The sequence below is a fragment of the Pseudoalteromonas sp. genome (assembly GCF_018402495.1).
Classification (GTDB): domain Bacteria; phylum Pseudomonadota; class Gammaproteobacteria; order Enterobacterales; family Alteromonadaceae; genus Pseudoalteromonas.
On the sequence record NZ_JAGYIU010000001.1, the window covers coordinates 89,636 to 111,467 of the forward strand.

24 protein-coding genes are annotated in these 21,832 nt (G+C 40.1%); 18 read left to right on the top strand and 6 right to left on the bottom strand.

Translation table 11 applies throughout. The features are described from left to right. Positions 1 to 2: 2 nt before the first annotated feature. Entirely contained in the window at positions 3 to 1,685 is a 1,683-nt protein-coding gene (locus KG708_RS00410) for a chloride channel protein (protein ID WP_213607637.1), read from the bottom strand. A gap of 238 nt (positions 1,686 to 1,923) precedes the next feature. On the opposite strand from KG708_RS00410, the gene erpA reads away from it, so the two are divergent. Continuing rightward, a complete protein-coding gene (gene erpA, locus KG708_RS00415) occupies positions 1,924 to 2,262 on the top strand; it encodes an iron-sulfur cluster insertion protein ErpA (protein ID WP_002958911.1) in 339 nt (112 codons plus the stop codon). Between the two features lie 57 nt (positions 2,263 to 2,319). Here erpA and KG708_RS00420 read toward each other — a convergent pair whose 3' ends face one another. Then, complete coding sequence (locus tag KG708_RS00420) at positions 2,320 to 2,508, bottom strand: hypothetical protein (RefSeq protein ID WP_013464338.1); 189 nt, start codon at positions 2,506 to 2,508, stop codon at positions 2,320 to 2,322. Positions 2,509 to 2,869: 361 nt separating this feature from the next. Between KG708_RS00420 and KG708_RS00425 the strand changes: the two genes are divergently transcribed. Then, the gene (locus KG708_RS00425) at positions 2,870 to 3,109 is read left to right on the top strand and encodes a helix-turn-helix transcriptional regulator (protein WP_008111877.1); all 240 of its coding nucleotides are present in this window, start codon (positions 2,870 to 2,872) and stop codon (positions 3,107 to 3,109) included. 64 nt (positions 3,110 to 3,173) lie between these two features. On the opposite strand, the gene KG708_RS00430 is transcribed toward KG708_RS00425, so the two are convergent. From KG708_RS00430 to KG708_RS00445, 4 genes are read right to left on the bottom strand one after another with little or no spacing between them, the layout of a single operon-like run. Continuing rightward, positions 3,174 to 4,553: an MFS transporter gene (locus tag KG708_RS00430; protein WP_213607638.1), complete on the bottom strand. Its 1,380-nt coding sequence runs from the start codon at positions 4,551 to 4,553 to the stop codon at positions 3,174 to 3,176. A 51-nt stretch (positions 4,554 to 4,604) separates the two neighbouring features. Beyond that, on the bottom strand, positions 4,605 to 5,225 hold the full coding sequence (locus KG708_RS00435; protein ID WP_213607639.1) for a peptidylprolyl isomerase: 621 nt from the start codon (positions 5,223 to 5,225) through the stop codon (positions 4,605 to 4,607). A gap of 2 nt (positions 5,226 to 5,227) precedes the next feature. Further along, positions 5,228 to 5,788 carry a YajG family lipoprotein gene (locus KG708_RS00440; protein WP_213607640.1) on the bottom strand — a complete coding sequence of 187 codons (561 nt, stop codon included), beginning with the start codon at positions 5,786 to 5,788 and terminating at the stop codon, positions 5,228 to 5,230. Next, a complete protein-coding gene (locus KG708_RS00445; RefSeq protein ID WP_213607641.1) occupies positions 5,789 to 6,937 on the bottom strand; it encodes a methyltransferase in 1,149 nt (382 codons plus the stop codon). It abuts the gene before it with no gap. A 43-nt stretch (positions 6,938 to 6,980) separates the two neighbouring features. Between KG708_RS00445 and KG708_RS00450 the strand changes: the two genes are divergently transcribed. The 16 genes from KG708_RS00450 (at position 6,981) to cyoD (ending at position 21,831) form a co-directional block, all read left to right on the top strand. Beyond that, complete coding sequence (locus tag KG708_RS00450) at positions 6,981 to 7,574, top strand: alpha-ketoglutarate-dependent dioxygenase AlkB (protein WP_213607642.1); 594 nt, start codon at positions 6,981 to 6,983, stop codon at positions 7,572 to 7,574. Between the two features lie 72 nt (positions 7,575 to 7,646). Further along, positions 7,647 to 7,958 carry a BolA family protein gene (locus KG708_RS00455; protein ID WP_213607643.1) on the top strand — a complete coding sequence of 104 codons (312 nt, stop codon included), beginning with the start codon at positions 7,647 to 7,649 and terminating at the stop codon, positions 7,956 to 7,958. A 109-nt stretch (positions 7,959 to 8,067) separates the two neighbouring features. Next, positions 8,068 to 9,261 (top strand): enoyl-ACP reductase FabV, encoded by a 1,194-nt coding sequence (gene fabV, locus KG708_RS00460; RefSeq protein WP_213607644.1) that lies wholly within the window; start codon positions 8,068 to 8,070, stop codon positions 9,259 to 9,261. Between the two features lie 354 nt (positions 9,262 to 9,615). Beyond that, on the top strand, positions 9,616 to 10,959 hold the full coding sequence (locus KG708_RS00465; RefSeq protein ID WP_213607645.1) for a Na(+)-translocating NADH-quinone reductase subunit A: 1,344 nt from the start codon (positions 9,616 to 9,618) through the stop codon (positions 10,957 to 10,959). Position 10,960: 1 nt separating this feature from the next. Continuing rightward, positions 10,961 to 12,166, top strand: a complete 1,206-nt coding sequence (locus KG708_RS00470) for an NADH:ubiquinone reductase (Na(+)-transporting) subunit B (protein WP_213607646.1) — start codon at positions 10,961 to 10,963, stop codon at positions 12,164 to 12,166. Further along, complete coding sequence (locus KG708_RS00475; protein WP_213607647.1) at positions 12,159 to 12,911, top strand: Na(+)-translocating NADH-quinone reductase subunit C; 753 nt, start codon at positions 12,159 to 12,161, stop codon at positions 12,909 to 12,911. Before KG708_RS00470 ends, KG708_RS00475 begins: the two co-directional genes overlap by 8 nt. Then, positions 12,911 to 13,543, top strand: a complete 633-nt coding sequence (locus KG708_RS00480) for an NADH:ubiquinone reductase (Na(+)-transporting) subunit D (protein ID WP_213607648.1) — start codon at positions 12,911 to 12,913, stop codon at positions 13,541 to 13,543. Before KG708_RS00475 ends, KG708_RS00480 begins: the two co-directional genes overlap by 1 nt. Positions 13,544 to 13,553: 10 nt before the next feature. Further along, positions 13,554 to 14,162 carry an NADH:ubiquinone reductase (Na(+)-transporting) subunit E gene (nqrE, locus tag KG708_RS00485; protein ID WP_213607649.1) on the top strand — a complete coding sequence of 203 codons (609 nt, stop codon included), beginning with the start codon at positions 13,554 to 13,556 and terminating at the stop codon, positions 14,160 to 14,162. A gap of 17 nt (positions 14,163 to 14,179) precedes the next feature. Beyond that, on the top strand, positions 14,180 to 15,403 hold the full coding sequence (gene nqrF / locus KG708_RS00490) for an NADH:ubiquinone reductase (Na(+)-transporting) subunit F (protein ID WP_213607650.1): 1,224 nt from the start codon (positions 14,180 to 14,182) through the stop codon (positions 15,401 to 15,403). 100 nt (positions 15,404 to 15,503) lie between these two features. Then, a complete protein-coding gene (locus KG708_RS00495) occupies positions 15,504 to 16,526 on the top strand; it encodes an FAD:protein FMN transferase (protein WP_213607651.1) in 1,023 nt (340 codons plus the stop codon). A 97-nt stretch (positions 16,527 to 16,623) separates the two neighbouring features. Next, entirely contained in the window at positions 16,624 to 16,836 is a 213-nt protein-coding gene (nqrM, locus tag KG708_RS00500; RefSeq protein ID WP_010391098.1) for a (Na+)-NQR maturation NqrM, read from the top strand. A gap of 310 nt (positions 16,837 to 17,146) precedes the next feature. Next, positions 17,147 to 17,575, top strand: a complete 429-nt coding sequence (locus KG708_RS00505) for a hypothetical protein (protein WP_213607652.1) — start codon at positions 17,147 to 17,149, stop codon at positions 17,573 to 17,575. A 326-nt stretch (positions 17,576 to 17,901) separates the two neighbouring features. After that, a complete protein-coding gene (gene cyoA / locus KG708_RS00510; RefSeq protein ID WP_213607653.1) occupies positions 17,902 to 18,855 on the top strand; it encodes a ubiquinol oxidase subunit II in 954 nt (317 codons plus the stop codon). 2 nt (positions 18,856 to 18,857) lie between these two features. Beyond that, entirely contained in the window at positions 18,858 to 20,846 is a 1,989-nt protein-coding gene (cyoB, locus tag KG708_RS00515) for a cytochrome o ubiquinol oxidase subunit I (protein ID WP_213607654.1), read from the top strand. Continuing rightward, positions 20,843 to 21,475, top strand: coding sequence for a cytochrome o ubiquinol oxidase subunit III (gene cyoC, locus KG708_RS00520; protein WP_213607655.1), 633 nt, complete (start codon positions 20,843 to 20,845; stop codon positions 21,473 to 21,475). The genes cyoB and cyoC overlap by 4 nt, the downstream gene beginning before the upstream one ends. After that, complete coding sequence (gene cyoD, locus KG708_RS00525) at positions 21,475 to 21,831, top strand: cytochrome o ubiquinol oxidase subunit IV (RefSeq protein WP_013464355.1); 357 nt, start codon at positions 21,475 to 21,477, stop codon at positions 21,829 to 21,831. The genes cyoC and cyoD overlap by 1 nt, the downstream gene beginning before the upstream one ends. Position 21,832 lies beyond the last annotated feature (1 nt).

Genomic DNA, 21,832 nt, shown 5'->3' on the forward strand with positions numbered 1-21,832 from the left:
TGTTAAAGTAAACTGTTGCGTATGGTTAAAATATGGTGGATTTGATCCCACCTTAATAATCCCATAATTTGTTGATTATCAAGTAAGTTGTAAACGTAAATAGCACCGCCTCGCTTATCATTTAATATCTCAAATGCATCAGCAAGCGTAGCTTGACTGCTTACCCCCTGTAAACTCACGTACTTGATATTAATCGCTTGATCAGACATTAAACTTAAATCATATTCAGCCAAGCGATAGCCATTTTCTTCATCAAACACAATTAATGGTGTTTGGCTGTCCATAGCATCAAGGCTGTTTTTTATTTGCTCTTTGTCGTCGGAGTAGAGCAGTTTGAAGTTTTCATCCATGTCATCCATAACACCGACCTTTTGGAGTGCTTCAGTCGCGGGGGACACATGATAAGGCAATCCCTGAAAGTCTAATTGTTGTAAAAATATGGAGCGATTGCCAAACACTTGCAAAGCTGTAACGTAGGCGGTAGTAATGACGATCATCGCCGGTACAATAATTTCCGGTGAAGAGGTCAGTTCCATAACCGTGGTCAGAGCTGCTAAGGGGGAGTGCAGTGTGGCCGCTAGTAAGCCTGCCATACCCAGTACCCCATAAGTGCCCGCTATATCAGTGCCTGGGCTAATAAATTGGGCAAAAAATGCCATTAAAGTACCGGTTAAAACGCCCAGCCCAATAACCGGACCTATCAACCCACCTGGAATACCTAAGCCAATTGCGAACAAAGTAGCTAATAACTTAGCAATTAAAATAGTGGTGAGTAGTTGAATATTTTCAGGTGACTCAACCGCAATAGTTATAGCACTCATACCCGAGCCCATTGCTTGTGGCACTGCATAGGCAATTAAACTGGCAATACATCCTGCAATGATTAAACGTGGAAACATACTAAGTGGTTTAAAGGTTTTAATAATTAGCATTAAGTTTTGGTTAAAAGCATACGCCACCGCACCAAGCCCCATGCCGCATAAAATTAAATAAGGATAATGCCAGCCACTCAGTGGCGCAATGCTAATTAGCGCAAGCTCTGATGCATCACCAAATACAAACTGCGTCGCTAAAGCCCCTGTCACAGCTGCAAGCATAATAGGCACAAAAATATGCACTTTATACTCTCTCAGTACCACTTCCATTACAAATATAACGGCAGCAAGTGGGGTATTGAATGATGCGGCAATGCCTGCGGCAACGCCACAACCACTGAGGGTACGCATAGCGTTGTGGGGTAAGTGTAGTTTATTTGCTAATATGCTTGCCCCCGCTGCTCCCATATGAACTGAGGGACCTTCGCGGCCAACAGAAAAACCGCTGATCAGTGCCAGCGCACCACCAACAAACTGGTTGACCGTATTATAAAACGGCATTTGCCCGTAATGGCGTTTTATTCTGTGTATTACAAAAGGGATCCCTAATCGATAATGTTTAAAGCCAGTTAATGCTGCAAATGTAGCTATAAGAAGTGCAGCTACTAAGGGCATCAATACACGTTCTAGGGTCGGGAGAGTAGTAAAGTCGTCAGGAGTTTCTAAAAATAAGCTTTGAAAAAATAAAATAGTTAAACGAAACAGAATAATAAAAAATGCAGCGATTAATCCGGCACTTACGCCCAATAAGCATAATTGTACGGATGTTTTTGGTTTTGCTAATCGACGTCTCAGTCGCTCAAGCCACATGCTTTATTTCCCCGTAGCATTTTTGGAATTTGAGTTTATCAAAATAGTCTAGGGAAGTCCTTGAGATTTTTAACAACAGATTAATTTAAATTAAATTTATAGCATATTGATTCACAGAACAGATTAAACGCACATTGTTTTAATTAAAGCTTATAAACGCGCGCTTACTATACTTGATTAAAACACTCAGGTATTAGATAATCTCGCGCATTAGTATAAAGGTATTGAGGGTTATAAAATGTCTGAAGAATTACCCATTAAGTTTAGCGACGCAGCCGCTGTGCGTGTTAAACAGTTAATCGACGAAGAAGAAAACCCAGATCTAAAACTGCGTGTTTATGTCACAGGCGGTGGTTGTTCAGGTTTTCAATACGGTTTTACTTTTGATGAAAAAGCGAATCCTGGCGATTTAGAAATTGTTAAAAACGGGGTTACCTTAGTCATTGACCCCATGAGTATCCAGTATTTAGTTGACGGCGAAGTCGATTACACCGAAGGGTTAGAAGGGGCACGCTTTTTTGTCTCTAACCCTAATGCCACAACAACGTGTGGCTGTGGCGCTAGTTTTAGCGTGTAAAAATACCGTTATTTGAAAAAAACCGCTTAATTAGCGGTTTTTTTATGTGTTTAAAAATCATAACTCAGTTGGTCTGTATTCTGTGATTTGCATTATTAACACAAAAAAACCAAGTACAAATGCAGAGAAAGCTAAAATATAGATAAAGCCTTTTTTACCCTGTTTGATTGGAATTGCATAATGGCGCAAAAAAAAGTACCAGCCCAAGCATAAAATAATAGGCAGTAAAAAGAGTAGTCTAAACATGATTTAGCCTTTTTAAGCAAATAATAAGTTAATAATAAACGGCTTATATTTAAATGAAACAAAAAAGTTATAAAATATTCAATCTTATTCAGAGTTAGTAAATATTTGTTGTTAAACTTTAATCGCATAATTACTAATTAATCATTCAGATCAACGGTGAATGGTATATAATGTATCCAAGAGTGAAACGGGCAAGGTTTCATTTTTCACAATAATAAAGTGTTAATACATATTTGAGCGTTTTTATTGGTTGAATTGTAAGCGTTTACACAGCGCTTTAGTGAGTGGTTGTAGGTTTACAGTGTTGGCGATTTTAAGCGCTTAGCTATATGTATAGTTAAACAACGAGTAGGAGTTGTATATGATGGGTAAAACCGTATCTTCGGAAGAAAATGCAAAATTAACAAAGTGGCTTAAAACTAAGCGCCATGAAAAAGGCTACACCATGCGCAGCTTAGCGCAAATATTGGGTACGCCACATTCTTTTATTGGCAAAATTGAAAATCAAGAACGTCGTTTAGATGTAATTGAGTTTGTTCGCTACTGTAATGCATTAGAAGTCGATCCGTATGAAGCATTGAGCTTAATTAAAGCTGACTAACGCTTTTAGGCTGTAACCGTAAAGTTAAATTATCGTGTACAGCCAACACTAGTGCAGGGAAGCATTAGGTATTTTTATGATAATTTTGCTCTAGTGCATATAGTTTGTGTCTAATTAGGTATAAAAATACTAATGAAGGTAAAACCATAAGCGCTGTTAATACAAAGAACAATGACCAATTCCCCATTAGCCAATCATCAATAACTACGCCGCTGTAACTCGATAATAACGTACGCCCTAAGTTCCCCAAGGATGCCAATAGCGCGTAATGAGTAGCGCTAAATGCTCTGTCACACAGCATAGATATAAAGGCAACCATTGCCACTAAAGACCAAGCTTGGGTAAAGCCATCAACCACAATTGCCATTGCATATAAGTGTTCTTGTGGACCAGCTAAGGCAATCCAAGAAAACATTAAGTTAGATGCTGCCATGGCTACGCCACTGATAAATAAGCCTTTCACAATGCCATATTTATGGTTAAAAATACTGCCCAAAAAGGCAAATACAATGGTAATTAACCCCGTGCCGAGTTTTGAGTAATTTGCTATTTGCGTATTACTAAAGCCGACTTCTTTATAAAATACAATCGACATCCGCGCTAAAAATGCTTCACCAATCTTAAATAAGAAAATAAACGCAAGCAACGCCAACGCGGTTTTAACTCCATTTTTAGCAAAAAAGGTTTTAAACGGATCAACCACGGTAACCCCCAGCCATGCGAGCGTTTTTGTTAGCGGTGTTTGTTTAGTGGCTGCGAGTTTTTCAAGATAAACACGTTCTAGCTCGGCATGTACGGCTTCGCGATTTGATTGCGGTTCTTTAGCCCAAAATACACAGCTAATTAATAACAGCATAATCGCGGATAAAAAATAATACACCTGTGGCCAGCCAATATTTGGTATATCTGCCATGTAAAAAGGCACAGCTCCTAATAAAGCATAGCCAGTCCACCAACCTGAGGTGGCCATTGCAGCAGCCGCGGTGGCTTTGTGAGATTCATTTTCACTAAGGGTGTCTATTCGAAAGGCGTCAATTGCAATATCTTGCGTGGCAGAGGCTATGGCGATTAACAAGCAAAGTGCGGCGGCAACCGCTAGGTTTGCTTTCAAATCAAGTCCTGCAAGTAGCAATGTGCCAAGCAAAATAAAGCTTTGGCAAAACAGTATCCAACTACGGCGCTGACCAAGCCAATTATATAAAAAGGGCAGTTTAGTGCGGTCGATTAAAGGTGACCATAAAAAGTTGATGCTGTAGGCACCAAACACAATACCAAATAGGCCAATCATGCTGCGGCTCAGACCTTCATCTTTAAGCCATGCCGACATTACTGAGCCAATTAATACCCACGGAAAGCCACTGCTCATCCCAAATATAAAAACATTAATTAAACGTTTATCTTTAAAATAAGAAAAGTATTCGCTGACAGAAAGTGTGCTATTCATAAGGGCTCATTGGCTTATACAAAGGGCAGCCAAGGCTGCTCTTATAAAAAGTTATAAAGGAACTTGCTCAAGTACCTTGATATTTAATATAACTACTGGTTTTTCAGGAACAAAGTTGTAGCCAATTTTGTCATTAAATCCGGTTTTTACAGCCATGATTTTATCGAGTGTTTCATAGCCTTCCATTACGCTGCCAAACACCGCAAACCCCCAATCTCGGCCCGGATTTAAGTGGTCATTGTCATCCATATTAAAAAAGAACTGACGAGTACCAGAGTGTGGTTCACGGTCTTGATAAGCCATCGCAATGCTATACATATCGTTTGTTAAGCCGTTACCGCTTTCATTAAAAATAGGGTCGTTTTCATGTAGACCGTCGTAATCTTTATCATAACCACCGCCTTGGATCACAAAGTCACGGTCATTCTCTTCGTCGCGTTCTACACGATGAAATACACTGCCTTGATAGCTTTTATCTGACACGTAAGTCAAAAAATTATTGACCGTAATAGGAGCTCTTGAGCGGTCTAACTCAACCACAATACTGCCCAGCGATGTCACAATTTCTACCCGAGGGAAAATGTTATCTTTTTGCACAAAACGGCCTTCTTGCGCCGCTAAGCTACTAACACTAAACAATAAGCTTACGCAGATTAAAAAAAGTTGCTTCATTATTAACCTTCTAAAAATGCAATTAATTCAGGGTCTGATACAATGCGGGTAATTAACTGCTCAGTCAACTTATTGAGCTGACTTTCAATTTTTGCTCTATCGTGGCCAAATAGGTCAGATAAATTCGCATTACCGCTATAGCGTTTACTAAAATTGCTTGTCGGGCGAATCACCCGCACTTCAAATTCAATCTTGGCTTCACTGGTATGGCTCATTAGCGTTTCTGTAACTACCGCTTGCAGCGTGTGAATATCTAACTCAAAACGCAATTGCGCTAAATTAGAAATGCTGGCGCCATTGCGACTCAGCGCACTGTCTAGCGCACTTTTAACCGACTCAGTGATACCCGTGCTGGCAATGGTTTTTGTTTTGCTTGACTCAACCAGCTTTAAAGTTGCGCTGTCACTACGTAAATCAATCACGCTGGTGTTTAAGCTGCTATTTATTGAGCTTATTTGCCCACTTTTATACACAGGGTTGAGGATCAGTTGGTTAGGCTGGCTGGCACATCCCGAAAAAACCACTAATGTACAACAGCTCAATAATGCTTTTAAGCGTTTCATTTATAACGTTCCACTATTTTTAGTTGCGCTGAGTACCACAAACTTTTTATTAGAACCTAATAAAGTACAGTTACCAAACATACGGTTTAGTTTGTCGTGGTAATCTAAATGGCGATTACCAATAATACGTAATTCGCCACCTTCTTTTAATGTGTCTTTTGCTTGTTTAAACATCTGCCACGCTATGTGGTCAGTAACCGCTTGTGCTTGGTGAAATGGCGGATTACATAATACAATATCAGCGCTGTCACGTTCAAAGTCGGTTAAACAGTCATTCTCTATAAAGGTGCATTGCTCAAACTTGTCTTCCATGTTGAGTTCAATATTCAGCCGAGCTGATTCGACCGCCATATATGACTCATCAACAAAGCTGATGTAGGCGTTAGGGCAGCGCGCTAATGTCATTAAACCAACCACGCCATTACCACAACCTAAATCAATAATGTTTTTGACTTTATTTGTTTGTGGTAAATAATTAAAAAAGAAACGCGCACCAATATCAAGTGAATCACGTGAAAACACATTGGCATGATTACTTATTGTAAAATCAGTGCCTTCAAGAGGCCAACTCACCGGAAAATCAGCGCTTTTATAGCCGCCAGCGGCTTTGCTAATAATTAAACGTGATTTTTTTACCGCAAGGCTTGTTTTGGTCTCACCAATAAAATTTTCAAATGCTTTTATAGTAGAGTTATGCACGTCTTTAGTTTTTGCTGCGCCAATAACAGGTGTACCAGGTGCAAGCACTTCGCTTAATTCAGATAACTGGTACTGTAAAAAAGCCAAGGTGCGGGGTACTTTTAGTAACACTAAATCGACTTGCTCAGGTAAGGCCGATAAACTATCAAGCTGGCTAAACGCAGTCGTCGCGATGTTGTTTTGCGCTAAGTTATAGGCAGCCGCCTGATGGCTAATATAAGAGTCGTTTACTGAACAAACTGTGAGATGCTGTTTACTAAAATAACAGCTAAGTGCACCAAAGCTGTCGTTTAAGATAAGCAAAGAGCGACAATCAGGGTAATGCTCATTAACATAGTCAATGAGGTATTCGTCTGCTGAATCCCACGCTTGTAAGCTGCGGTTTTTTTGATCCAAAGGAAAACGTTCAAGAGTAAAAGTGTTATCGCCGAGCGTAGCTTGCGTAGTCATAATAGTTTAATGATCGGTAATCAAATGATAGGTAAATTCTAACATGCAACCGCCAAACGCCAACCCCCAACTGTTACCAAATGGCTTTTCTTATCAAAGTAAGGTGCTTAGCGCGCAAAAAAGCCTCGACTTATTTTATTATTTGCAGCAAAACTTAAATTGGCAACAACCAAATATCACGGTGTTTGGCAAAACGGGGCCAATACCAAGGTTGCAATGTTTTATCAGTGAAGGGAATCTTGAGTACGGCTATTCTGGGCATAAGCTCGATTTAGAGCCTTGGCCAGACGTATTACTTGCTATGCGAATACGTTTAGAGAATCACCTACAGCAACCGTTTAATTCAATTTTGGTTAATTATTATCGTGATGGCCACGATAGTATGGGCTGGCATAGCGATGATGAGGTTGAACTAGGGCCTGAGCCTACAATAGCCTGTGTATCGCTTGGCGCAGAGCGATTATTTAAACTTAAACACAAAGTAAGCAACAGCATTACTAACATTAAATTACAAAGTGGTAGCTGTTTAATCATGAACGGCCAAAGCCAACAAAATTACCAACATGCATTGCCCAAACAAACAACGCTTAAACATCCTCGAATAAGTTTAACTTTTAGATATATCCATGCTAAGTGATAATAAGCATTAGCCATGTAACAGCTCCGGTTGTTATAGTAAGGGGACAATTTTGTTTTTAGGATGGTTTTTATGTCAATGCAACAACAAATACGTAACAAGCTAGCCGATGCGATTGCGTGCAAGCATTTAAATGTGATAAACGAAAGCCATATGCACAGTGCAGGCACTGAATCACACTTTAAAGTGATTGTAGTTAGTGAGGAATTTGCTGGTAAGCGATTATTGCAGCGTCATCGTGAAATTAACGAAATTTTAAAAGATGAGCTGGCAAATCATATTCATGCGCTTGCGATGCACACTTACACCCCTGAAGAATTTACAGAGCACGACGGCGAAGCGCCGCAGTCACCTAATTGCATGGGCGGCTCAAAAGTTGGATAACAGGTAATAGTGGATTGGTTTGAGCTGTGAGTAACTGATCAGATCAGTTTTTTTTGTTTTAGCCTTTAAACTAGCGCTAATTTTTATTGTAAAAGATATAGGATGATCAATGGTCATTAAGCCTAAAATTCGCGGATTTATCTGCACCAATGCACACCCAGTAGGCTGTGCAGAGCATGTACAAGAACAAATTAATTATGTTAAGCAGCAAGGGACGTTAAAAAATGCGCCTAAAAATGTATTAGTTATTGGTGCGTCTACAGGTTATGGCCTAGCGTCTCGCATTACCGCTGCATTTGGTGGTGGCGCTAAAACATTAGGTGTTTTCTTTGAAAAAGAAGGCACTGATCGTAAAACAGGTTCTGCGGGTTGGTATAATACGGCGGCGTTTCAAGCAGCCGCTGAAGCTGAAGGTTTATGGTCAAAAAATATTAATGGTGATGCGTTTTCTAACGAAATTAAACAAAAAACAATCGACACCATTAAAGCTGAATTAGGTAAAGTTGACTGTATTATCTACAGCTTAGCATCACCACGTCGTACTGATCCAAATACCGGCGAAGTGTTTTCTTCAACGCTTAAGCCAATTGGTAATGCGGTGACCACCAAAAACTTAAATACGTCAAAGCGTGAAATTGATGAAGTAACCGTTGAAGCGGCAAATCAAGACGATATCGACAACACCATTAAAGTAATGGGTGGCGAAGATTGGGAAATGTGGATTGATGCCCTTAAAGAGGCCGATGTACTCGCAGATAACTTTAAAACCACGGCTTACACTTATATTGGTAAAGAACTAACGTGGCCAATTTATGGTCATGCAACAATTGGTAAAGCCAAAGAAGATTTAGACCGTGCCACTGCTGCTATTAAAGCTGCTACCCAAGATTTAAACGGTGAAGCCTACGTTTCATCGCTTAATGCGGTTGTTACTCAAGCAAGCTCGGCAATTCCAATTATGCCACTTTATATTTCTGCATTATTTAAAGTGATGAAGGCTGATGGCACGTATGAAGGCACTATTGAGCAAATTCATGCATTATTTAGTGAAAACCTATACGGTGATTCACCACGCTTTGACGAGGGCGGGCATTTATTCCAAAACTATAAAGAACTGGAAGATGACGTTCAATCTCGCGTTCAAGCTATTTGGGATAGTGTAGATACAGACTCAATTGATGAGTTAACCGATTACGTTGGTTACCATAATGAGTTTTTACGCTTATTTGGTTTTGGTATTGACACGGTTGATTATGAACAAGATGTAAATCCTGTTGCGCCCATTGCCAATATGATTGACTGATTAGTACATTATTAATGATTTTTGAAAAAGTCGCCTTGTGCGGCTTTTTTTATTTTTTAGCCTTGATTTGAAAAAATATTTGCTAAATATTGGCTAATTTACCACTTTGGTCTAGCTTGTATTTTATTAATTATGAATTACAAAACTAAATAAACGTTTCTCTCGTATAATTTTCATAAATACACTCGCATAGTCAGTCACAATAATGTTAAAATCAAAGCAATATGTGAGGAGTTTTACTGCGCTGCTTGTTTGGTATTTATAGCGAGTCATTTTATAGCTTGCAATAATACAAATAGCGGCGTGGTTGATACGATTTTTCAGTTTCTTTCCGTTAATGTAGTGCAAGTGCGTATGATCAATATAAAAAAAGGTCTGGATTTACCCTTAGAGGGCGCACCTCAGCAAGTTATTCATGATGGTTCTGCCGTCAAACGTGTAGCTGTGCTAGGTGAAGAGTTTATCGGTATGCGTCCAACCATGCATGTTCGTGTGGATGACCAAGTCAAAAAAGGCCAGGTACTTTTTGAAGATAAAAAGAACCCAGGCGTATTATTTACTGCACCAGCTTCTGGTACAGTAAAAGAAATTAATCGCGGTGCTAAACGTGTTCTGCAATCTGTTGTTATTGAAGTAAACGGCAGTGAGCAAATCACCTTTGGTTCTTTCTCGGAAACTGAGCTTAACAGCTTAGACCGTGAAAAAGCTAAAGAAGTACTAGTTCAATCGGGTCAATGGGTAGCACTTCGTGCTCGTCCATTTAGTAAAGTAGCAGCGTTGGATGCAAATCCGAGCTCTATTTTTGTGACAGCTATCGATACCAATCCACTTGCTGCAGATCCTGCAGTAATTATTGCTGAAAATGCGAAAGCGTTTGAAGCAGGTTTGGCTGTTGTGTCACGTTTAACCGATGGCAAAGTATTTGTTTGTAAGCAAGCAGGCAGTCAAGTTCCTAGTTCACCTATTGCTCAAGTAGAAGTACATGAGTTTGGTGGCGTGCACCCAGCTGGCCTTGTTGGCACTCATATCCATCACCTTGACCCAGTATCTGCTAGTAAGCAAGTTTGGCATATTGGTTACCAAGACGTTATTGCGTATGGTCACCTTTTCCTAACTGGTGAAATTTACACAGATCGTGTAATTTCGCTTGCAGGTCCGCGTGTTAAGAATCCTCGTTTAGTGAAAACACAATTAGGTGCTTCATTAGATGATTTAGTTGCAGGTGAATTAGAAGACGGTGATAACCGTGTTATTTCTGGTTCTGTACTTGCAGGTGCTACGTCGTCTGGTGTTCATGCATTCTTAGGTCGTTACCACGTTCAAGTATCTGTATTACTTGAAGGTCGCGAAAAAGAATTGTTTGGCTGGATTGCACCAGGTAGTGATAAATTCTCTGTAACGCGTACATTCTTGTCTCACCTTACACCGAGTCGTTTATTTAAAATGACAACGTCTACAGGCGGTTCAAAACGTGCCATGGTTCCACTTGGAAGCTATGAACGTGTTATGCCACTTGATATTTTGCCAACGCTTTTATTACGTGACTTATTGTCTCGTGATTTAGATGGTGCAATTTCATTAGGTGCGCTTGAATTAGATGAAGAAGATTTAGCGTTATGCACCTTCGTTTGTCCTGGCAAATACGAGTACGGCGCAGCCCTACGCGATTGCTTAACTACGATCGAGAAGGAAGGCTAAAATGGGCTTAAAAACTTTCTTAGAAGATATCGAACCACATTTTGAACCAGGTGGTAAGCATGAAAAATGGTACGCGCTGTATGAAGCCGCTGCGACTATTTTTTACACGCCAGGTTATGTAAACAAAGGTTCAACTCACGTTCGTGATAACATCGACCTAAAACGCATGATGATTTTAGTGTGGATGGCGACGTTCCCTGCCATGTTCTTTGGTATGTTCAACATTGGTCATCAAGCTGCAATTGCACTTGGCAATGGCTTTGAGCTAGCGAATATTTGGCAAGTAGGTTTATTCCAGTTACTTGGCGGTGAATTAACCGTTGATGCAGGCTGGGGCGCAAAAATGTTCTACGGAGCCTGTTTCTTCCTACCTATATATGCAACTACTTTTATTGTGGGTGGTTTTTGGGAAGTATTATTTGCTTCTGTGCGTAAGCACGAAGTAAATGAAGGTTTCTTTGTAACGTCGGTATTATTTGCATTAATTTTGCCTGCAACGATTCCTTTATGGCAAGTTGCACTAGGTATTACTTTTGGTGTCGTTATCGCAAAAGAAATATTTGGTGGAACAGGCCGTAACTTCTTAAACCCTGCATTAGCGGGCCGTGCGTTTTTATTCTTCGCATACCCAGCGCAAATTTCAGGTGACACAGTATGGACTGCCGTAGATTCATTCTCTGGCGCGACTATGCTCGGTCAAGCGTTTGCGGGTACGTTAAATTATGCTACAGACATGGAATTATGGTGGAATGCGTTTTACGGATTCATTCAAGGTTCTATGGGTGAAACATCGACACTAGCTATACTCATTGGTGGTTTGTTCCTAATTTATGTGCGTATCGCGTCTTGGCGTATCGTGCTAGGTGTATTCCTAGGTATGGTGGTAACGTCATCACTACTAAACACTATTGGTTCTGAAAGCAATGCAATGTTTGCTATGCCTTGGTACTGGCACATGGTATTAGGTGGTTTTGCATTCGGTATGTTCTTTATGGCAACTGACCCTGTATCTGCTGCATTTACTGATAAAGGTAAATTAGCATACGGTGCGCTTATTGGCTTTATGGTTATTATGATCCGTGTTGTTAACCCTGCATACCCAGAGGGCATTATGCTAGCAATCTTGTTTGCTAACTTGTTTGCACCTTTATTCGATCACTTTGTAGTGCAAGCTAATATCAAGCGGAGGTTGGCACGTAATGTCTAGTAATAACGAATCAATCGGTAAAACGTTAACCGTAGTTGTATCACTTTGTTTAGTGTGTGCAATTATTGTATCTTTCGCCTCAGTTCAGCTTCGCCCTTTACAGCAAGCAAACAAGACCAAAGATATTCAAAGCAATATTTTATCTGCTGCGGGTATAAGTAAAGTTGACGATGTTTTTGAAACATTTAACACCAATATTGAAGCGCGAGTTGTTGATATGTCTACGGGTGAATTTGTAGACACAGATCCAAGCACGTTTGACTTTGAAAAAAGCAAATATGACGCTGCTTTAAGTTATTCACTTAAAGAAAAAGGTATTGAAGACATTGCGGGTATTCAGCGCGCTACAACACAAGCACCTGTTTACATTTCTAAAAAACAAGATGGCTCTACTGATACTATTATCTTGCCAATTCAAGGGTATGGACTTTGGGGTATTATGTATGGCTTCTTAGCTCTAGAAAGTGATGGCGAAACTGTTAAAAGCATCAATTTTTACAAGCATAACGAAACTCCAGGTTTAGGTGGTGAAATTCAAAACCCGCAGTGGACCGCTAAGTGGGAAGGTAAAGAATTACCAATTCAAATTGTTAAAGGCACTGCTGGAAGTGATGAGCATAAAATTGATGGCCTTTCTGGTGCGACGCTAACATCAAACGGAGTTGAGTATGCGGTAGATTTTTGGACTGGTGAACATGGCTTTGGCCCTTTCCTTGCGAAAGTACGTGAAGGAGCATTAAACTAATGGCTGATACTAAAGAAATGAAGGCGGTCCTATTTGGTCCCGTTTTCGCTAATAACCCAATCGCATTGCAAGTACTGGGTATTTGTTCTGCGCTAGCGGTAACCTCTAGCTTAAAAAATGCACTTATTATGTCAATTGCTTTGACGTTGGTTGCGGGTTTTTCGAGTTTGTTTATTTCAACAATTCGTAACCATATTCCTTCGTCGGTGCGTATTATTGTACAAATGACGATTATTGCATCCTTAGTAATTGTTGTAGACCAGGTTCTGCAAGCTTTCTCCTACTCAACGGCAAAAGAGTTGTCTGTATTCGTTGGCCTAATCATTACTAACTGTATCGTAATGGGACGTGCTGAAGCATATGCAATGAAATCGTCGCCTGGTATGTCGTTCTTAGATGGTATAGGTAATGGTTTAGGCTATTCAGTAGTACTGCTTACAGTAGGCTTTATTCGCGAGCTGTTTGGTAAAGGTACTTTATTTGACGTTAGTATTATTCCACTTGTACAGGATGGTGGTTGGTATCAGCCTATGGGCTTACTCATATTACCGCCAAGTGCATTCTTCATTATTGGTTTATTCATTTGGGTACTCCGTACTTATAAGAAAGACCAAGTAGAAGCTAAAGCGTAAGGGGTGATAAGTGGAACATTATATTAGTTTATTTGTAAAAGCCGTTTTCATTGAGAACTTGGCGTTAGCATTCTTCCTAGGTATGTGTACATTTTTAGCGGTATCTAAAAAAGTAACTACTTCGATGGGTTTAGGTGTAGCGGTTATTGTTGTTTTAGGTATTTCAGTACCGGTTAACAACTTGGTTTACCATGCAGTATTAGCACCCGGCTCACTTGAGTGGCTTGGCTACCCAGAGGCGGATCTTAGCTTTTTACGTTTCTTAACTTTCATTGGTGTTATTGCAGCACTAGTGCAAATTCTTGAAATGGCATTAGATAAGTTCTTCCCACCGCTATACAACGCATTAGGTATTTTCCTACCACTAATCACAGTTAACTGTGCAATTTTTGGTGCGGTAGCCTTCATGGTTGAGCGTAACTATAACTTCGGCGAGTCTGTTGTTTATGGTATTGGCGCTGGTGTGGGTTGGGCGCTTGCAATTACATTACTTGCAGGTATCCGTGAGAAAATGAAATATTCAGACGTACCAGATGGTTTACGTGGTTTAGGTATTACCTTCATCACTGTTGGCTTGATGGGTCTTGGCTTTATGTCATTCTCTGGTATTTCACTGTAATAATAGCGAGGTCAATCATGGATATTTTCTTAGGCGTTGGTGTGTTTATCGCTATCGTTGTAATACTAGTTTTAATCATCATTGGTGCTAAATCTAAGCTAGTTGCAAGCGGTGACATCATCATAGGTATTAATGGCGATCCAGACAAAGCCATTAAAACATCAGCAGGTAGTAAGTTATTAGGTGCACTATCTGAGTCAGGTATTTTCGTATCTTCTGCGTGTGGTGGCGGTGGCTCTTGTGGTCAGTGTCGTGTGCATATTAAAGAAGGTGGCGGTGATATTCTGCCAACTGAACTTGACCACATCTCTAAAGGTGAAGCCCGTGAAGGTTGTCGTTTAGCGTGTCAGGTTAATGTTAAAAACGACATGGAAATTGAACTTGAAGAGTCAATTTTCGGTGTTAAAAAGTGGGATTGTGAAGTTATCTCAAACGATAACAAAGCGACGTTCATTAAAGAACTTAAGCTACAAATTCCAGATGGCGAGTCAGTGCCGTTCCGTGCGGGTGGTTACATCCAAATCGAAGCGCCAGCTCACCATGTTAAATATGCTGATTTCGATATTCCTGAAGAGTATCGTGGCGATTGGAATCATTTTGGTTTCTTCGACCTGGAGTCAAAAGTAGACGAAGAAACAATTCGTGCTTACTCAATGGCTAACTACCCAGAAGAAGAAGGCATCATTATGCTTAACGTGCGTATTGCTACGCCGCCGCCAAGAAACTTAAGCCTACCATGTGGTAAAATGTCTTCGTACATTTGGTCACTCAAAGCAGGCGATAAAGTAACTATTTCTGGTCCATTTGGTGAGTTCTTCGCTAAAGACACAGACGCTGAAATGGTATTCGTAGGTGGTGGTGCAGGTATGGCACCAATGCGTTCACATATCTTTGACCAACTTAAGCGTTTAAACTCTAAACGTAAAATTAGTTTCTGGTATGGTGCGCGCTCTAAGCGTGAAATGTTCTACGTTGAAGATTTTGACGGCCTAGCTGAGCAAAACGAAAACTTCGTTTGGCACACCGCGCTTTCAGATCCGCAACCTGAAGATAACTGGGAAGGCTACACTGGCTTTATCCATAACGTGTTATTTGAGAACTATCTTAAAGATCACGAAGCGCCTGAAGATTGTGAGTTCTACATGTGTGGTCCTCCAATGATGAATGCGGCAGTTATCTCTATGCTTAAAGATTTAGGCGTAGAAGAAGAAAACATCTTACTAGATGATTTCGGTGGCTAATACCCAAACTGATTAAATTTAGTTAAAATACCAGCCTAGTTACATTCTGTGTGACTAGGCTTTTTTATATTAATATTTTAACCTATTAATTAGGGTTGTTATGAATAAAGTAAATACTCCCCAAGGCATAATTGTCTTATTTATAATTATGCTGACTGTATTGTTATCTGGATGTGGAAAATCAGTCCCAGAGGAAACCTACTTAGAAGGTAAAACGATGGGAACAACTTACAACATCAAGTTTTACGCTGAGCAAGTTGATTCTAAAAAAGTACAAGCAGAAATAGATGCTGTGTTGGTCGATATTAACCAGTCTATGTCGACCTATATTGAGGATTCAGAAATAAACACCTTTAACCGTTTAGGTGCTAATCAAGTCATGCCAATCAGTGATGATTTTAGAGCGGTTATTACAGAATCTATACGAATTGGTGATTCAACTAAAACACTCGATGTGACTATGGGTCCGCTAATCGATTTATGGGGATTTGGTCCAGATAAAAAACCAACCAAACGCCCAACGGATGAAGCACTGGCAAATATGGTTAGTAAAATTGGCACAGATAAGCTGATTCTTAATGAGCAAGGGTTAGTTAAAACAGTGGCTGATTTAGAGTTGTCGTTTTCGGCTACCGCAAAAGGTTATGGTATTGATAAAGTGGCTGAGCTATTACAAAGTAAAGGCATTACAGATTACATGGTTGAAATTGGTGGAGAGCTTCGTGTGGCTGGGAAAAAGCCAAGCGGGCAAGATTGGCGAATAGCGATTGAACAGCCAGATGCAAACCCGGGTGAGCGAAAAGTACACCGTGTATTAACACCGGGTAATAATAGCATTGCCACCTCAGGCGACTATAGAATATTTTATGTCATGGATGGTGAAACCTATACGCATCTCATTGATCCAATGTCAGGCATGCCGATTAAGCACGACTTAGTCTCTGTAACAGTGTTACACCCTAGTGCCATGACTGCTGATGGTTTAGCGACTGCTTTAACGATAATGGGTATGGAAAAGGCACAACGTTATGCGCAGCAGCATGATTTGCCTGTGTATTTAATTGCGAAATCGGCGCAGGGGTTAGTTACCTATTCAAGCCCTGCGTTTAAGCCTTATTTATAGTTTTTAGGTTTATATCCTTATCATGGGGGTATATAATGCAATGAGCCCAGATATGATGTTTGGGTTCATTTTATTGCTGAACAATAGGGGCTAAGCAATGTCACTTTTTTTTCTAACTTTTGGCTTACTTATTTTAATTGTCGCTGCGATGGCGATAGGCATGATAGTACAAAGAAAATCAATGGCGAGTAGCTGCGGTGGCTTAGGCTCTGTAGGTATAGATAAAGCATGTGATTGTGATGATCCATGTGATAAACGCAAAAAGCGTCTGGCCAAAGAGCAAGTATGGAAAGAAAACCAAATTCTTTAAATAGATTTATTTCTGTTTAAACAAAAAACCTCTCGTAGCTCACTACGGGAGGTTTTTTTATTTATATCTTCAGCCAGTAAAATAATTGTGTTTTTATCTTGAACAGAAAATTCTCTTTGTTATACTCATGTTCGAACTTTCAGTAAGTTTTGAAAGTTCGATTGATGCGGATCAAAATCAGCTTAGCAAAATAATGCTAATGCGTTGAGATTGTATTTAATGCCATTGTATAAGGCTTTACGGCTGCAACCTTTTTCGTTGCCAGTGTTATACCTAATTTTGTTATTAGTCATTTTATAGGTTGATGTTTTTGAACTCACTTTCTTTTTTTCATAGCAGCGCTTTGCTTACTTTAGGTAAGTCGGTGTTGCCTGAGCGCTTGAAAAAAGCGAAGAAGGGCGTGAGTGTGGCTATAACATTATTAGTTTTTAATGCCGTTATGTTACTAAGTGGCGCTATTGAGGATGCTTTTAGGCTTGAAGCATTAGTGTGTGATGGTTTATTTATAGAACCGTTACTACACACTATTGTACAATTTTTAGCTCATCCTATCTTATCGTGTCAGTTACTTATTGGCCTTTGTTGGCTCTTGTTCCACATGTTTCCAGCGCGTCGTGCTGGAATAATCCTCCGTAAAGCAGCCTTTGCTTTTAGCGAGGCTAAAGTTCAGCAACCGGTGCAAGCTGCACATGGTTGTCGTGCTCCACCTAGCTTTACAGGTTGTCTGTTTACTCATTAATTTTATGGGTATAGGTTACACCTGTGGTATCTAATTATTTATTCTTGCTGTAAATAACGATTACTTTCATTGTAGCTTAGTGTTTTTACACACTCTCAGCCAACCACTCCTCACCCAAGTTAATTTTTATTGCGTTATATTAATGTGTTTAAAAAAGCTGGGTTGGTTCTGCTTGGTGGTTTTATTAAGCCAGTGGTCAATACTTCATGCTTGCATTCGCTCTGCATTATTGTAATTCAATCTTAATTAACTTGGGTTTTTATCAAATATCGTTGCTAACTATTTTTGGCAGCTAATAAAAACTCTTTAGGTTTTAGGATAGTCCCTTGTTAATTCGTAACCTTTTTAATATTGCTTTAGCTAGTATGGCGCTGATCTTATCAGGCTGTAATGGCGGGGTACTCGACCCAAAAGGACAGATAGGTATTGATGAGAAAAATCTGATCATCATCGCCACTGTGCTTATGTTGTTAGTTGTGATCCCCGTTATTGTGATGACTTTATATTTTGCTTGGAAGTATAGAGACACACAAAACCATGAAATTTACGCACCAAAATGGGCTCACTCAAATAAGATTGAGGCTGTTGTATGGGCGGTTCCTATCGTTATTGTTATTATTTTAGGTGTGATCACCTGGCAGTCAACTCAAGAGCTCGACCCTTATAAACCGATAGAGGGTAAGGGCGATCACCTTACCGTTGAAGTGGTGTCACTTAATTGGAAATGGCTATTTATTTACCCTGAACAAGGTATTGCTACGGTAAACGAATTGGTATTTCCAGCTAATGTTCCGGTTGAATACAAAATCACGTCAGAAAGTACCATGAACTCGTTTTTTATCCCTCAGTTAGGTAGTCAAATTTACTCTATGGCGGGCATGGAAACTAAGCTGCATTTAATTGCTAATGAGCCAGGTACGTTTAAGGGCTTTTCGGCTAATTACAGTGGCGCCGGCTTCACTGGAATGAAATTTAATGCCATCGCAACACCAACAAAAGCTGACTTTAACCAATGGGTTGAACAGGTAAAAACCAACGCTAATAGCCTCACTCATGCCAATTATGTTGAGCTTGCAAAGGCAAGTGAGAACAACCCAGTTACTTATTATGGCAAGGTTGATGACGGTTTATTTCATACCATAGTGATGAAATACATGCAGGCGCATGGCGATATGAACAAAAAACATCATGCTATGGGAAAGCATCAGCAGATGAGTAATGAGCATCAGACAATGGGTAGTCATTCAATGCCATCATCACACAGCCAGGGCGAGGAATAATCATGTCGTTTTTAGGTAAATTATCTATAGATGCAATTCCGTTTCATGAACCTATTATCATGGTTACCATGGCGGTAATTGCTGTTGTCGGGCTTATTATAGCTGGGCTAATAACAAAATATAAAAAATGGGGTGTACTTTGGCGCGACTGGATCACTTCGGTTGATCATAAACGCTTAGGCGTTATGTACATTTTATTAGCGCTAATCATGCTGTTTCGTGGTTTTTCTGATGCCATAATGATGCGTGCGCAGTTAGCGCTTGCTACCAGTGGTGCGCCAGGTTACCTCCCGCCAGAACATTACGACCAAATCTTCACCGCCCATGGCGTGATTATGATCATCTTTATGGCGATGCCATTTATGATAGGTTTAATGAATATTGTTGTACCATTGCAAATTGGTGCCCGCGATGTGGCTTTTCCATTTTTAAATAACTTAAGCTTTTGGTTTACTGCCAGTGGCGCTATTTTAATAAATTTATCACTTATATTTGGTGAGTTTGCAAAAACAGGTTGGGTTGCTTACCCACCGTTGTCGGAGTTGACCTTTAGCCCTGGGGTGGGGGTCGATTATTATATTTGGGCCTTGCAAATATCGGGACTCGGTACGCTATTAACTGCGGTAAACTTTCTAGTGACCGTATTTAAAATGCGTGCCCCTGGTATGACACTAATGAAAATGCCTATTTTCACATGGGCATGTACGTGGGCAAATATCTTAATTGCGGCATCATTTCCAATTTTAACCGCAGTGCTTGCCATGTTAACGCTAGACCGTTATTTAGATTTCCACTTTTTTACTAATGAAGCAGGCGGTAACGCCATGATGTATATCAACCTGTTTTGGGCATGGGGTCACCCAGAGGTATACATTTTAGTATTACCCGCTTTTGGTATCTTCTCTGAAATAGTATCGACCTTTACTGGTAAGCGTTTATTTGGTTATAAATCGATGGTATATGCCAGCGGCGCCATTTCTATTCTTGGCTTTATTGTATGGTTACACCATTTCTTTACTATGGGTTCAAGTGCTAATGTAAATGCCTTCTTTGGGGTGATGACCATGGTCATAGCTGTGCCTACTGGGGTTAAGTTATTTAGTTGGTTGTTTACTATTTATCGTGGTCGCTTGCGTATCACTGTACCCGTACTGTGGACACTTGGCTTTATGGTTACCTTCAGTATTGGTGGTATGACGGGGGTATTATTAGCAATCCCTGGTGCCGATTATGTATTACATAACAGCTTATTCTTAATCGCTCATTTTCATAACACCATTATTGGTGGCGCAGTATTTGGCTACTTAGCTGGTTTTGTTTTTTGGTTTCCAAAAGCAATGGGCTTTAAGCTTGATGAACGTTGGGGTAAAGCATCATTTTGGTGTTGGTTAATCGGTTTTTTCGTAGCCTTTATGCCATTGTACGTACTCGGCTTTTTAGGCATGACTCGTCGCTTAAATCACTCAAATAATCCTGATTGGAATATCTGGCTTTATATTGCTGCAGTGGGTGCCGTGATTATTATGTTCGGTATTATTTGCCAAGTTATTCAGCTTTATGTGAGCTTTAAAAACCGCGATGCGCTTGATGATACCACCGGCGATCCTTGGAACGGTCACACGCTTGAATGGTCAACGTCATCACCACCACAATATTATAACTTTGCTGAAATCCCGCATGTTGATGATATTGATACATGGACTGACATGAAAGAAAAAGGCCTAGCTTATCAAGGTAAATCTAGCTATAGCCCAATTCATATGCCAAAAAATACCGCATCGGGTGTGCTTATTGCTGCGAGTTTAACGGCGTTTTGTTTTGCCATGATCTGGCATATTTGGTGGCTAGCAGGGCTTGGTTTTATTGGCGCAATTGCGCTGTTTATTAACCGTGCTTACACCATCGATGTTGATTACTACGTGCAAAACGATGAAATATTACAAATTGAAGGCGTGCATATTGCCAGTAATACTAAGGAGGTAAGCGCATGAGTACGTTATCTGCAACTCAAGGCCATGTAAATTTAGAGCCTCATAGCGTAAGTCATACGCATGAACATCACGATACCTCTGGCGATACAATCTTTGGCTTTTGGCTTTATTTAATGACCGATTGCCTTTTATTTGCCTCGTTTTTTGCAACCTACGCAGTGCTTTATATGAACACGGCAGGTGGTGTATCGGGCAAAGATATTTTTGAGCTTGATTTTGTTGCCTTAGAAACTGCGGCGCTACTTATAAGTAGTATTACCTTTGGTTTTGCCATGATTGCCGCTCAAGGGCAAAAAAAGTCGCTGACGCTTGGTTGGCTCGCGGTCACTTTTTGTTTAGGCGCGGTGTTTATTGGCATGGAAATTTATGAATTTCATCATTTAATTGTTCATGGCAATGGCCCACAGCAAAGTGCTTTTTTAACATCGTTTTTCTCATTAGTGGGTTTGCATGGCTTACATGTAACTGCAGGCCTTATCTGGATGAGCATAATGATGATAGAAGTGATCAAGCGCGGTTTAGGTAAACAAACCGTCACGCGCTTAAGTTGCTTAAGCTTATTTTGGCACTTTTTAGATATTGTGTGGATTTGTGTATTTACCGTTGTTTATTTAATGGGAGCAATGTAATGAGCCATAGCGAAACGCATGCTTTAGCGCAAATGCAAAGCCAACATCATGATCAGTCACACGGCAGTGTTAAAACCTATCTTATTGGTTTTGTCTTGTCAGTGATTTTAACGGCCATTCCATTTTGGATGGTGATGGAGGGCGATTTTTCAAAAGTCACCACGCTTTGGAGTATCGTTACTTTTGCAATCGTGCAAATTTGGGTGCATTTAAAATACTTTTTACACCTTAATTTCACCACCGATGAAGGCAAAGCGAATACCTTTACCTTTTTGTTTAGCGCGTTGATCATCGTCATGGTGGTTGGACTGTCTGTTTGGATCATTTATGAATCAAACGCAATGATGATGTATTAGA

Excerpts from the sequence above, each read along its gene's own strand:
- cyoD (WP_013464355.1), top strand. The coding sequence starts at position 21,475 with ATGAGCCATAGCGAAACGCATGCTTTAGCGCAAATGCAAAGCCAACAT.
- KG708_RS00435 (WP_213607639.1), bottom strand. The coding sequence starts at position 5,225 with ATGAAGCAACTTTTTTTAATCTGCGTAAGCTTATTGTTTAGTGTTAGT.
- erpA (WP_002958911.1), top strand. The coding sequence starts at position 1,924 with ATGTCTGAAGAATTACCCATTAAGTTTAGCGACGCAGCCGCTGTGCGT.
- KG708_RS00465 (WP_213607645.1), top strand. The coding sequence starts at position 9,616 with ATGATCAATATAAAAAAAGGTCTGGATTTACCCTTAGAGGGCGCACCT.
- KG708_RS00430 (WP_213607638.1), bottom strand. The coding sequence starts at position 4,553 with ATGAATAGCACACTTTCTGTCAGCGAATACTTTTCTTATTTTAAAGAT.
- KG708_RS00440 (WP_213607640.1), bottom strand. The coding sequence starts at position 5,788 with ATGAAACGCTTAAAAGCATTATTGAGCTGTTGTACATTAGTGGTTTTT.
- KG708_RS00445 (WP_213607641.1), bottom strand. The coding sequence starts at position 6,937 with ATGACTACGCAAGCTACGCTCGGCGATAACACTTTTACTCTTGAACGT.
- fabV (WP_213607644.1), top strand. The coding sequence starts at position 8,068 with ATGGTCATTAAGCCTAAAATTCGCGGATTTATCTGCACCAATGCACAC.
- cyoB (WP_213607654.1), top strand. The coding sequence starts at position 18,858 with ATGTCGTTTTTAGGTAAATTATCTATAGATGCAATTCCGTTTCATGAA.
- KG708_RS00425 (WP_008111877.1), top strand. The coding sequence starts at position 2,870 with ATGATGGGTAAAACCGTATCTTCGGAAGAAAATGCAAAATTAACAAAG.
- KG708_RS00470 (WP_213607646.1), top strand. The coding sequence starts at position 10,961 with ATGGGCTTAAAAACTTTCTTAGAAGATATCGAACCACATTTTGAACCA.
- KG708_RS00480 (WP_213607648.1), top strand. The coding sequence starts at position 12,911 with ATGGCTGATACTAAAGAAATGAAGGCGGTCCTATTTGGTCCCGTTTTC.
- KG708_RS00475 (WP_213607647.1), top strand. The coding sequence starts at position 12,159 with ATGTCTAGTAATAACGAATCAATCGGTAAAACGTTAACCGTAGTTGTA.
- KG708_RS00450 (WP_213607642.1), top strand. The coding sequence starts at position 6,981 with ATGCAACCGCCAAACGCCAACCCCCAACTGTTACCAAATGGCTTTTCT.
- KG708_RS00410 (WP_213607637.1), bottom strand. The coding sequence starts at position 1,685 with ATGTGGCTTGAGCGACTGAGACGTCGATTAGCAAAACCAAAAACATCC.
- nqrF (WP_213607650.1), top strand. The coding sequence starts at position 14,180 with ATGGATATTTTCTTAGGCGTTGGTGTGTTTATCGCTATCGTTGTAATA.
- cyoC (WP_213607655.1), top strand. The coding sequence starts at position 20,843 with ATGAGTACGTTATCTGCAACTCAAGGCCATGTAAATTTAGAGCCTCAT.
- KG708_RS00420 (WP_013464338.1), bottom strand. The coding sequence starts at position 2,508 with ATGTTTAGACTACTCTTTTTACTGCCTATTATTTTATGCTTGGGCTGG.
- KG708_RS00495 (WP_213607651.1), top strand. The coding sequence starts at position 15,504 with ATGAATAAAGTAAATACTCCCCAAGGCATAATTGTCTTATTTATAATT.
- nqrM (WP_010391098.1), top strand. The coding sequence starts at position 16,624 with ATGTCACTTTTTTTTCTAACTTTTGGCTTACTTATTTTAATTGTCGCT.
- KG708_RS00455 (WP_213607643.1), top strand. The coding sequence starts at position 7,647 with ATGTCAATGCAACAACAAATACGTAACAAGCTAGCCGATGCGATTGCG.